The 11,968-nt window shown below is 47.0% G+C and carries 8 protein-coding genes; all 8 read left to right on the top strand.

The features are described 5' to 3' along the window. Positions 1-294 precede the first annotated feature (294 nt). The 8 genes from nth to MHB56_RS04645 all read left to right on the top strand — a co-directional run bounded on the left by nth (position 295) and on the right by MHB56_RS04645 (position 11,797). Positions 295-975, top strand: a complete 681-nt coding sequence (gene nth, locus MHB56_RS04680) for an endonuclease III (RefSeq protein WP_036676333.1) — start codon at positions 295-297, stop codon at positions 973-975. 32 nt (positions 976-1,007) lie between these two features. Then, positions 1,008-1,274, top strand: coding sequence for a hypothetical protein (locus tag MHB56_RS04675; protein ID WP_036676334.1), 267 nt, complete (start codon positions 1,008-1,010; stop codon positions 1,272-1,274). A gap of 344 nt (positions 1,275-1,618) precedes the next feature. Continuing rightward, entirely contained in the window at positions 1,619-5,305 is a 3,687-nt protein-coding gene (locus MHB56_RS04670; protein WP_341143324.1) for a dynamin family protein, read from the top strand. A gap of 149 nt (positions 5,306-5,454) precedes the next feature. Next, positions 5,455-6,645: a formate-dependent phosphoribosylglycinamide formyltransferase gene (gene purT, locus MHB56_RS04665; RefSeq protein ID WP_076302737.1), complete on the top strand. Its 1,191-nt coding sequence runs from the start codon at positions 5,455-5,457 to the stop codon at positions 6,643-6,645. Next, positions 6,635-7,099, top strand: a complete 465-nt coding sequence (locus MHB56_RS04660) for a GNAT family N-acetyltransferase (RefSeq protein WP_232061416.1) — start codon at positions 6,635-6,637, stop codon at positions 7,097-7,099. The genes purT and MHB56_RS04660 overlap by 11 nt, the downstream gene beginning before the upstream one ends. A 194-nt stretch (positions 7,100-7,293) precedes the next feature. Further along, positions 7,294-8,946, top strand: a complete 1,653-nt coding sequence (locus tag MHB56_RS04655) for a response regulator (RefSeq protein ID WP_076302736.1) — start codon at positions 7,294-7,296, stop codon at positions 8,944-8,946. Positions 8,947-8,948: 2 nt separating this feature from the next. Next, positions 8,949-10,778: a sensor histidine kinase gene (locus MHB56_RS04650; protein WP_081383399.1), complete on the top strand. Its 1,830-nt coding sequence runs from the start codon at positions 8,949-8,951 to the stop codon at positions 10,776-10,778. Then, the gene (locus MHB56_RS04645) at positions 10,775-11,797 is read left to right on the top strand and encodes a substrate-binding domain-containing protein (RefSeq protein ID WP_036685687.1); all 1,023 of its coding nucleotides are present in this window, start codon (positions 10,775-10,777) and stop codon (positions 11,795-11,797) included. The genes MHB56_RS04650 and MHB56_RS04645 overlap by 4 nt, the downstream gene beginning before the upstream one ends. Positions 11,798-11,968 lie beyond the last annotated feature (171 nt).

Here is an 11,968-nt window from a genome sequence, read left to right as displayed (position 1 = left end):
AGTGAATCACCGTCTTGACACAGGGGGCTTTACCTGCGTCAAGACGTTTTTTTTGAAATATAAGAAAGTATAAGTATTGCTCCTATACTGTATGTCTTATATTTCTCTCTTAAACGCTTACTGTTCTTATTAGGACAATCAAGGCGTTAATACTTGAAATATAATGCCAGTATCGTATGTGTTGAAATGTATGAATCCATACGTTATAATACATACTTTGCTTATATTTCTAACATTTGAGGTGAGACGCTCGATAGAATTTTCTGAGCGTTTTTGCTCCGTGGAGGGGACACTATGAAAGCTGCAGACGTCCGCCACATTTTGGATACGATTGGAGATTTGTTTCCGGATGCACATTGCGAGCTGAATCACAGTAACGCTTTTGAATTGACAATAGCGGTGCTGCTGTCAGCCCAATGTACGGATGCAACGGTGAACAAAGTGACCGAGGACCTGTTCCAAAAGTACAAAGCCCCCATCGATTATATTTCTGTGCCGCTGGAGGAATTGGAGGGGGATATCCGGCGCATCGGCTTATATCGTAACAAAGCTAAGCATATCCAAAGCCTGTGCTCTATACTCATAGAACAGTATGGCGGAGAAGTGCCTGAGGCACATGACTTGCTTGTAACGTTGCCAGGAGTAGGTCGTAAAACCGCTAACGTAGTAGTATCCAACGCATTTGGAGTTCCTGCCATTGCTGTGGACACTCATGTGGAGCGGGTTGCTAAACGACTTGCATTGGCAGGCTGGAAAGATTCTGTGCTGGAAGTGGAGAAAAAGCTGATGAAGGCTGTGCCACGTGATGAATGGACGCTCACGCATCACCGGCTAATCTTTTTCGGACGATATCACTGTAAGGCTCAGAATCCAAAATGTCAGGTTTGTCCGCTCCTTGATGTATGTCGAGAGGGCAAAAAACGTATGAAAACGGCTGTCGTCAGGAAAGCTAAAGATCATACGCCAAAAAGTTAAAAGTTAGAGTTGAAGAAGAGGATGGGATAGAGATGAAATGCATTTCTGTATACACAGATAATTTTGAGGTATTCTCGGATATTTTTGACCGCGTAGTGGAAAGCCCGCTGGAAGAAAATGAAGAGCAAGAAGTAGAGGGCATTACGATCAGTCATTCCGGTGACGTGCCTGAGCACTATCTGGAGCGTATGTCTGTAAAACCAGAGGTTGTCGTAATGAGAGACAAATCTCGTGGATTGACTATTCTGCAGCACGGAAAAGTATTCGAAATTCTGTTGCCTGTTTTGGAAACTGCATAATTGAGAAGTGACCTGAAATGGAGTCGGCCCTTGGGGCTGGCTCCTTTTTTTATTGAATATCTTTATATTTCTACGAGAAACGACTGTTGGCTTTACAGGACGACAACGTCGCTTCTTTTTTTGGTATCATTTCGTAGGAGATGATAGGTTATTTTGTAAGTAGTGTGTATTTAATTTGTGTCAAACTGGTGATAAACTGTAATTATTATTTATAAAAATGTTCCGCGCTAAAGTTCAGAAATTGCACCTATATAAGTTTTGCATAAAAAAGAGCTTAAATCAGTATTCATGAATGGATTAAGATCAGTGCATGATTAAAAGGTAACTGTGGAGGTGGAATGTCTGTGGGAGCGGAACGGGTTAGAATTCAGAGAGAGACATTAAGTGAAACAGCATCGCTGCTTTCCCAGCTGAAAGATTTAATGCGCCACTGGGGCGATGAGAGTGCTGAACGAATATATGAAGATTTACAAAATAAAGAGGGTGGGAATGAACTGACCCTTGCTTTTTGTGGGCATTTTTCGGCAGGGAAATCCAGCATGATTAATCTTTTATGCGGCAGCTCAGTGTTACCTTCCGGACCTGTGCCGACTAGTGCCAATATTGTTTCTATTCGCAGCGGGGCTCCACGAGTGCTTATCTATCCAAGGGTTGAGGGAAATGAAAATGAATCTACCCCTGTAGAGACAACACCAGAAAGATTACAGGAATATTGTCGAAATGGCGGAGAATATTCCGCGATTGAAGTCTGGAATGAGATTCCTCTTCTAGGGAAGCATGGTGTTCTATTGGATACGCCTGGCGTTGATTCGACGGATGATGGCCACCAGGCGGCCACTCGTTCCGCGCTGCATTTAGCTGATGTCGTCTTTTATGTTATGGATTATAACCATGTTCAGTCAGAGAATAATTTGGCTTTTGCCAAAAATCTTAGTGACTGGGGCAAACCGCTCTATCTTATTGTTAATCAGATAGACAAGCACAGAGAACAAGAAATTTCCATTGAAGAATATAAACGCCAGCTTGAAAATGCTTTTGAGCAGTGGGGGATTCATTGTGCGGGGATTCTGTTTACCTCACTCAAAATGAAAGAGCATCCACTGAATCATTGGGATAATCTGCTGAACCTTATAACAGAGCTGTTGGAGCACAGGGAACAATTGCTTCAATATAGCTTGTCACGTTCCATTCATCATACAGCAGATTCTTCGCTAACCGCGTTCCGTGAAGATCAGCAGGAGGAACGGGAAACTTTTTTAGCTGAGCTAGAGGGTGCAGAGGTTACAGTTGTGATGGATGAGCTGAAATCGTTGGATGAAGAGAAGGCACTGCTTGAGGAGCTGCCTCAGCAATCACGAGCTAGCCTGCGAAGTGATCTTGATGCCTTACTCAATAATGCTAACTTAATGCCTGCGGATGTTAGAGAGGCGGCAGGGAGCTATGTGGAGAGTGTCAGCCCAGGCTTCCGCTTAGGTTTGTTCTCTACAGCCGGACGACGGGAGAAGGAGCAAGGCAAACGACTGGATGCCTGGCAAGGATTACTGGTCCGAGAGGTTTCCGCTCAGCTGGAATGGCATCTGATTCAGCTGGTACGTCAATGGGCGGAGAATCTCGGACTGTGGGCAGAGGAGGCAGAGACGACTCTGAAGCAAGGGTTCCCGGTGGTGAGCCAAGAATGGCTGGCGGCTGCAGTTAAGCCGGGAACGGGGAATAGCGGCGAGGCACTGCTCAATTTCTGCCGCACACTTGCGGCAGAGCTGAAGAGCCAATTCCGCCGCGCTGCGCTGTTAGTTGGCGATGAGCTGCTGGCGAAGCTGCCATCGCTTATCGAGGAGCAGCGCGCGGAACTCCAGCGCCGCGATCAGGCCCTTACGCGGCAGGCGAGCGCTGCCCGCGCGCTAGCCGCCCTGGACCGCGCGGCTGACGCCCGCGCGCACGAGCTAGCGGCGCTGCTGCCGCCGCGCCGGACCCTCACCCCCGGCATCCTGCCGGAGGTGAGGGTCACCCCGCGTGCGGCTGCGCAGAGCGCCGCACCGCGGGCGACCCAGCCGCGCGAACGCGCCGCGGCTGGAAGTGCCGCCGCCGCAAGCTGGGCGGCGGGAACGGCTTCGCCGGCGGGCGGACGCCGCCGGCTCTCGGCAGCCGCTGACGCGCTGGCGGCTGCGGCAGAGCTGCTGCGCCGCGAGCCAGCGATGGCATCGGCGGCGCGCAGTCTGGCCGCACGGGCGGAGGATCTCGCCGGCGGCCGCTTTACCCTTGCGCTGTTCGGTGCGTTCAGCGCAGGCAAATCTTCCTTCGCCAACGCTTTGCTCGGCGAAGAAGTGCTGCCCGTGTCGCCACACCCTGCCACGGCCGCAGTTAACCGCATATTGGCGCCGGAAGGAGACTTCCGCCATGCCAGCGCGGTTGTAACGATGAAGAGCATGGCGGATTTCTGGGATGACATCTGCCATTCCTTCAGCGTGCTGCAGCTTGGAGAGCCGCAACAGGATACGTGGACAGCAGTACTTGCGAGCCTGCCAACACGGGGAATTCACCCCTCTGCGCTGCCGCATGCAGGATTTCTAAGAGCCGCAGCATCCGGTTGGGCTGAAGCTGAGCCGCTATTAGGAACGGTGCGGACGGTTGATTTGGATGAATATCGAAACCTAGTTGCGGAAGAGACCCGGGCTTGCTTCGTGCAAGGGATTGACCTATATTATGCCTGTCCTTTGACGGAGAGCGGGATTGTGCTCGTAGATACACCAGGAGCAGATTCACTGCATGCACGCCACACTGGCGTAACCTTTAGTTACATGAAAAATGCGGATGCGATCTGTTTTGTGACCTATTATAACCACGCCTTTTCGAAGGCGGATCGCGGCCTCTTGGCCCAGCTGGGCCGCATTAAAGATAGCTTTTCTCTCGATAAAATGTTCTTTATTATTAATGCCTCCGATCTCGCTTCAAGCGAAGAAGAACTAGATGAGGTTAAAGCACATGTCGTTCAAAATCTGCGTGCCGGAGGTTTGCGGTCTCCGAGAATCTATGCTTTGTCCAGCTTGCTTGCTCTAGAAGCTAAAATTCAACATAATCACGATCTTTATGAAACCTCCCGCTTCAATGAATTTGAGCAAGCATTATCCAGCTTTGCTGGTGATGAGCTTCCACAGCTTTCACTTAACGCAGCTGCTGAGAGCATCGCATCGGTTCGGCGCCGGGCTGAGGAATGGCAGAATCTGGCTTCCAAGGCGGCGAACGAGCGTGAAGCCGGGTTAAAAGAACTGCAGGAAAGGCGGCAGTTCGCCATGAAGCGGTTATCTCTTTTGGAGACTGAGGAACGTCCTAGCAGAGATCTTATTCATGAAAGTGAAGAACTGATCTATCATGTGTGCCAGCGGATTAGCTTCTCCTTCAACAGAAATTTTCAGGAATCTTTTCATCCCTCCTTACTGCGTGAGGATGCAGGGAATTTAAAAGCCATTTTCTCTGCCTGTGGTGCCGAACTAATGCGTACTACTCAGCGCGAGCTTGAGCAAGAGCTATGGGCAACAACGCTGCGGCTAGAGAGCACGGGACGCAGGCTTGTACATGAAGCTGCTGAAGCGGCAGCTACAGAGCTACTCTTTTCCACGGAGGAATTTCATCTTATGGAGAATGAGGAGCAGGCTTGGCCATCTCCTAAGGATCTGGAATGCCAGCTTCAGCCTGTGCAGTGGTCCGCTTTATGGGGCCATTTCAAATCCCCGCGTTATTTCTTTGAGGGAACTGGGCGGGAGTTGGTCAAAGGTGCGGCAGAGCCGCTTTTGAAAGAAGCGGTTAATCTTGCAGCGGCAGAGCAGAAGGAAAAATTAATCGCTCATTACGTCGAGAATATCAGCAGAGAATTAAAATCTGCTGCCGAAAGCCTGCAAGAAGGGCTTGCGGAGCAAGAGAAAGCGATGTTAGATCTCCTTAAAGGGGGTGAGACTGCAGATCATTGGGGCCAAATAAGCCACCAATTATCACGTCTAGAACAAACTTTCGTTGATAAAGTCGACAAAGTTCTGTGAAGTTTGTAGGAAAATGTCGAAGAACACTTGCAATCTGGCGTATGATGGATGAAAATAAAGAAGCCTGAAAATATACAATGAAACTGTTACGTTTTCTGAAATTCATAAAAACGAGACAGTCAATTTGCCGAAAGAGGTTGGAATCGACAATGTGGGGAGCTCCTTTTTCAGCTCAAAGCCGCAAGCTGTTGCTGCTGGGCAGCGGGGAACTGGGTAAGGAAGTCATAATTGAAGCTCAACGCCTTGGCGTAGAGACCGTAGCTGTAGACCGTTATACCGATGCACCGGCGATGGGTGTAGCTCATCGTTCACATGTAATTGATATGCTGGATGCAGAGGCGCTGAAAGCACTGATTCGCTCTGAGAAACCGGATGTCATTGTTCCGGAGATTGAGGCAATTGCCACTCATGCTCTTCAAGAGCTTGAAGAAGAAGGCTTTTTCGTTGTTCCGACGGCGCGGGCGGCTCGGCTGACCATGGACAGAGAAGGGATTCGTCGTCTTGCGGCTGAAGACCTTGGACTGCCAACTGCTGATTACCGTTTTGCGGATAGTCTGGAAGAGCTGCAACAAGCTATAGCCGAGCTAGGTACTCCTTGTGTCATTAAGCCGATTATGAGTTCTTCTGGCAAGGGTCAGAGCGTATGCAAAAGCCCTGAGGATGCAGAAAACTGCTGGAACACTGCTTTGGTTGGAGCGAGAGCTAAAGGAACACGGGTTATCGTGGAGGCTTTTGTTACTTTTGAGAGCGAGATTACTCTTTTGACGGTGCGATCTGTGTCTGGTACGGTATTTTGTCCACCTATTGGACATATTCAGAAGGATGGAGATTACGTGGAATCCTGGCAGCCTCACTTTATGAAGCCAGAGCTGCTTGAAGAAGCGCAATCTATTGCAAATGCAGTAACGGATCAGCTCGGAGGTTTCGGTATTTTTGGAGTGGAACTTTTTTTGACAGATCGAGGCGTATTGTTCAGTGAAGTGTCACCTAGACCCCATGATACGGGGATGGTCACGATGGCGACGCAGGATTTATCTCAATTTGCAGTGCATGTCAGAGCTATTCTTGGTTTTCCTGTCCAGTCAGTACAATTGCTGACACCTGGTGCCTCAGCTACGCTGAAGGCTGATGGAGAGGGACGAGCCTTTGCTGTGACCGGAATTGGTGAAGCTTTGGAACTGCCTAGGACTCAGGTTCGCGTATTTGGTAAACCGGAAGTTCGTCCTGGTCGGCGGATGGCAGTAGCGTTAAGTGCGGCGGAAGATGTGGAAATCGCGCGGACGATAGCCAAGCAGGCGGCGTCTATGCTAAAAGTGGAGGTATATGAGGATGAACAGTAGTACCATGGCACCTGTACTGGAAATTCGCAAATGCGGCTTGAATGATCTGGAGAGAGTTACAGCGCTTCTGCGGGAATTCGGCTATCCAACAACGCTAAGCGTGATGAAAGAGAGACTGGAAAGCATGGAGAACAGCAATCTCCAATGCACACTTGTAGCAGAGCTGAACAATGAAGTTGTGGGTATGATCGGCCTTAGACAGGTAAGCTCGTATTACAAACAGACAGATTGTATCACTGAGATTACTGCACTTATCGTATCAGAAGAACTCAGAGGAAACGGACTCGGTAAAAGACTTGTGGCCGCAGCAGAAGAATGGGCACGTGAGCAAGGTTGCTGTCAGCTTTTCCTTAGAAGTGGCAACCGCGTAGAACGCGCACCGGCACATGCTTTTTATCGTCATATCGGTTTCGAAAAGACAGCAGGCTATCGCTTTAACAAAGCGTTGCTATAATACTTATAGGTTACCGATCATCCCCATCCCAGCTACGGCGGGATGGTTTTTTTTTGCTCTGGAACTCTTTTTTTATATGTATTTAATATATTAATACCTAAAACTATTTAAATAACTTAACCATAGATGGATTGGTTTGAATCATATACAATAAAATTTATGACATCTAAAACGTTTCCAAAGAGGGATGAGACATGTATAAGCTAGTTCTTGCTGAAGATGAAGAAGACGTTAGGGAAGGCGTTATCGGGCAGATTGACTGGGAGCGTTACGGATTTGAGATTGTCGAGCAGGCGGAGAATGGACGGGAAGCTGCGGATGCCATAGACCGTTTGCTGCCGGATGTGGTAGTTACCGATATCCAAATGCCTTTTATGAATGGACTTCAGCTGGCTGAATGGATTCGTAGTCATCATCCTAACACTAAGATTATCATTTTGACTGGGTATGATGAATTTGAATATGCTCAGAAGGCGATAAAATTGCAAATTGATGAGTATATTTTGAAACCGTTCTCTTCACAGGAATTAATTGAAGTATTGCTTAAGGTTAGAGCCACTATCGAGGCTGAAATTGCAGAAAAAGAAAATGTATTTGTACTCAGTGAGCATTACCGGAAAAGCCTGCCTGTGTTAAGGGAGCAATTTTTATCGTCCCTTATTTCGCGTAGATTGCGTACGGATGAAATTGCTGAGAAAAGCACTGAATATGGTATAAAATTAACGGGACGGTGGTTTCAGGCTTCGGTAATTAGTGTGGATTATATTCGTCCTGAGCGGGAATCTGCTGGGGGTGCAACAGGCGGACAAATTTCTTTACGAGACACTGGTGAAAAGAATTTACAGCTATTCGCTGTGCTGAATATTGCTGAAGAAATATGCTCGAAGCATGGTTTTGGAAGGGTGTTTATTCATCGTGATGAGGTCGTATTGCTCACAATCCATGAAGAAGGGGAAGAAACTGATATCACTGGAAAGACTTTTGAGCTTCTTGAAGAAATCCGCCAGAACGTACAGCGTTTTCTGAAGCTGACGGTCACGGCAGGCTCCGGAACGGTCTGTTCATCGCCTGCTTTGTTATTTAATTCTTTTGGGGATGCCTTGCAGGCATTAGATTATCGGCTTATTCTCGGCAATAACCGGGTGATCTGGATTGAGGACGTTGAGTCACGTTCCAGCACACTGCTAACCTATGATGAACTAACCCAGCAATCCTTAATCCGGACGATTAAACTAGGTACGGTGCAAGAACTCAAAGAGGTTGTTGAGGAGTTATTTGCCGGTCTTGACGCAGAGCAGGTGTCTACACAGGATTATCAGATTTTTTTGCTGGAGATTTTTACATCTATCTTGCGAGTGGCTAAAGAATCCGGCAGTGAGGCTGCAAAGTATATTGGTTCTGGCATTTCGTCGCTAACTGCCATCAATAAATTTAATAGTATGGCCGAAGCCAAGCAATGGATTATTGCAGTCTGTAGCGGTTTAATGGATACGATTGCATTAGAACGTCAATCCTCCTATAAGCTGCTTATTGATGAAGCTAAAGAATATATACGCAGCCACTATGTTGAATCTGATATTTCCATCGGCAAGGTTTGTCAGCATTTACATATAAGTACCGGCTATTTTAGCAGTATTTTCAAGAAGGAAATGAAAATGACGTTCGTTAGTTATCTTTTGCAAATTAGGTTAGAAGCAGCCAAGGAACTTTTGCGGTCCACGGAGCTGAAGGCCTTTGAAATTGCAGAAAAAATAGGTTTTGCCGATCCTAACTATTTCAGCTTTTGTTTCCGCAAAAAATATGGCCAATCTCCTAAAGAGTATAAAAACAGCTCCAGAGGAGGGTAAAGATGCTGAAGGATAAACCATATTCCTTTCCTCTAAGACCGCAGCATCCCAAAGGTGGAAAACGTCGGTTGTCCTCCAAGCTCCGAAGCATTCAAGTTACGATTACACTCACTTTTACATCTGTTGCCGTGCTAGTAGCTGTAGTTGTAAGTCTTATGCTGTACAACAAGTTTGCCAAGACCGCAGAAGAGAATGCCAATATGAATATGCAGCAGATCATTGAGCAAGTGAATTACAATCTGGGTCTTTATGTTAAGGGAATGCGCAATATTTTTGAGACAGCGGAGGAGCAGATTACGAATAGCCCTTCCGTGGATTCCGCTTTATTGACGGAAAGAATGGCTATGCTAATGGGGAGCAGAGAGGATCTGGTCTCGGCGGCTGTTTTTACACCACAGGGGAAATATGTCGTGGGTACACCCGGTCAGAAGCTGCGCAGCAACACACAGCTGGAGACTCAGAGCTGGTTTACGACGGCGCAAAGAACATCAGAGCTCTCCTATTCCGCACCTCATATTCAGAATTTGTTCAAAGGTCAATATATCTGGGTCGTGTCTATCAGCAAATTAATTCAATATAAGGAGAACGGAGTCTTAAAAACCGGCATCCTGCTGATGGATTTTAACTTTCGAACCATTGATGAGCTGAGCAAGCAGGTTAAGCTTGGCAAAAGAGGATACGCTTACATCCTCGATCAGCTAGGAAATATTGTGTACCATCCCCAGCAGCAGCTGATTTACGCTGGCTTAAAATATGAGAATGTGGAGCCAGTACTGGAATATGCTTTTCGTAGCTATTTGGATGAGTCTACGGGTGAAAAACGGTTTATCACCGTAAGAACACTGGAACAGACAGGCTGGAAGATCGTGGGCGTGGCTTATTATGATGAGATTGTAACCACCAAACGTGATCTAAACACTTTTTTATCCTGGTTTTTAGCGGTAGTCATTTTATGTGTAATTATTGTATCTGTCTTTTTGTCTGCACGTATTGCCCGCCCTATCCGCAAGCTGGAACGGACGCTTCAGCAGGTGGGCGAAGGGGATCTCAACACCCGAATAGATGTCAGTGGGGCGTATGAGGTGGAACAGCTGTCCAAACGGTTTAACCTTATGCTGCAACGTATCCGCCAACTGATGGATCAGATTATTTATGAACAGGAAACCAAACGTAAAGGTGAGCTTGAAGTACTGCAATCCCAGATCAATCCGCACTTTCTGTACAATACCCTGAATTCTGTGATCCGGCTCGCTGAACGCGGCAAGACTGAGGAGGTAGTCACGATGATTCAGTCCTTATCGAAGTTTTTCCGGATTAGTCTTAGTAAAGGGAATAATATGATTACCGTGCAGGAAGAGCTTGATCATGTTCGTCATTACCTTGTGATTCAGAGTTTTCGGTTCAAAAATAAGTTCCGCTACGAGATCGAGGCTCAGGATGAAGTGCTGCAGTGTCAGACGATTAAGCTAATTTTACAACCTATTGTGGAGAATGCCCTGTATCACGGGATTGAAATGATGCCTGATGAAGGTTTTATTTCGATCCAAGCGGAGCTGAAGGATGATCTTGTCATCATCCGCATTCGTGATAATGGACTGGGAATGTCCGAGGAGACTATGAAGGTTCTTTTAACAGGCGGCAGTAAGAGTATGCATGGCTCCGGGGTAGGCGTTAGAAATGTTAACGAGCGTATTGAGCTGTATTATGGGCGTGATTATGGTCTTTCTTTTGAAAGTGAAATTGAAGAAGGCACTACGGTTACTCTTATCTTCCCGGCACTCGCAGCAGGCGAGGGCAATCCTGGACATGAGGAGGATGAGACATCGGTATGAGAATCGTTCGTTTTTGGCTAACCCTGCTGGTATGTGTGGTGTTATGGACCACGATCACGTCGTGTTTCAATTCGGCACCTAATTATATCAACACGAACAAAACCCGCAATATTCATCTTATTGTGAAAATGAACAAAGGCGACTATTGGAATACAGTTAGATTGGGTGCAGAAGCCGCGGCACAGGAATTTAATGTGAAACTAACGTTCAAAGCTCCGAATGCTGAGAGTGATATTGCGGAACAGGTCAGAATGGTTGAGGACTCCATTAAAGAAAAAGCGGACGTTATTATTTTAGCTGCCAGCAGCTACATGGGACTTGCACAAGTGGTTGATCGGGCGGCATATTCCAAGATTCCCGTATTGTCTGTGGATGCAGAAGTCGGTTCGGCCAGAGTAAGAGCCTATGTGGGTTCAAACGGTTATGAAGCGGGACAAAAGTCTGCAGAAAGACTCATTCAGCTGCTAAATGGATACGGGGAGGTCGGCATCATTAACTTCACAAATTCATCTTTGGGGGCGGAGCAGGAGTCTTCAAACGGCATTGAATATGGTGCTAGGGACGCGGAGGAGCGGGAAAAGGGATTTTTAAATTACGCTGCCCGATATCCGAACATACAGGTAGTAGAGATTTCATATACCACTTCGAGTATTAGTGATGCTGAAGAGCTGACACGGTTAATGCTGCTGAAACATCCAAATCTTCGCGGGATCGCCAGCTTGAATGAGACAGCTTCACAGGGGGCGGCAAAAGCTATCCAGAGCCGAGGGCTGCATAATATTAAAATGGTTGCGTTCGACAGCTCCCCGTCAATGATGGAGTTGCTGCAGGAGGGTACGGTTCAAGCGACCGTAATCCAAAATCCTTTTAGTAACGGGTATTTAGCCGTAAAACATGCCGTTGAGGTAATCGAAGGAATGGATGTTCCTGAACGTGTCGATACGGGCACTAAACTCATTGATTTGGACAATATGCTGTGGCCTGAGAATCAGAAATTGTTATTTCCCTTCGTCAGATAGTGGACGGTTTATTTTTGAAAAGACGAATGCCATCCTTAAAATGGGAGGTATTCGTTTTTTGGGTTCAGTAGAATTTTTATAAAAGTGAGTAGGATTTTATATTCGAAACTGTTTTCACCTAAGGCATAATATGGATGTGCCCGAGAGAATTCAGGGTTAAACCAAAAAAAA

Source organism: Paenibacillus sp. FSL H8-0315, from assembly GCF_038005365.1.
In the GTDB taxonomy this organism is placed as follows: Bacteria; Bacillota; Bacilli; order Paenibacillales; family Paenibacillaceae; genus Paenibacillus_AQ; species Paenibacillus_AQ odorifer.
Note: the sequence above shows the minus strand (reverse complement) of the source record. Positions and strands in the feature narration are given on the sequence as shown.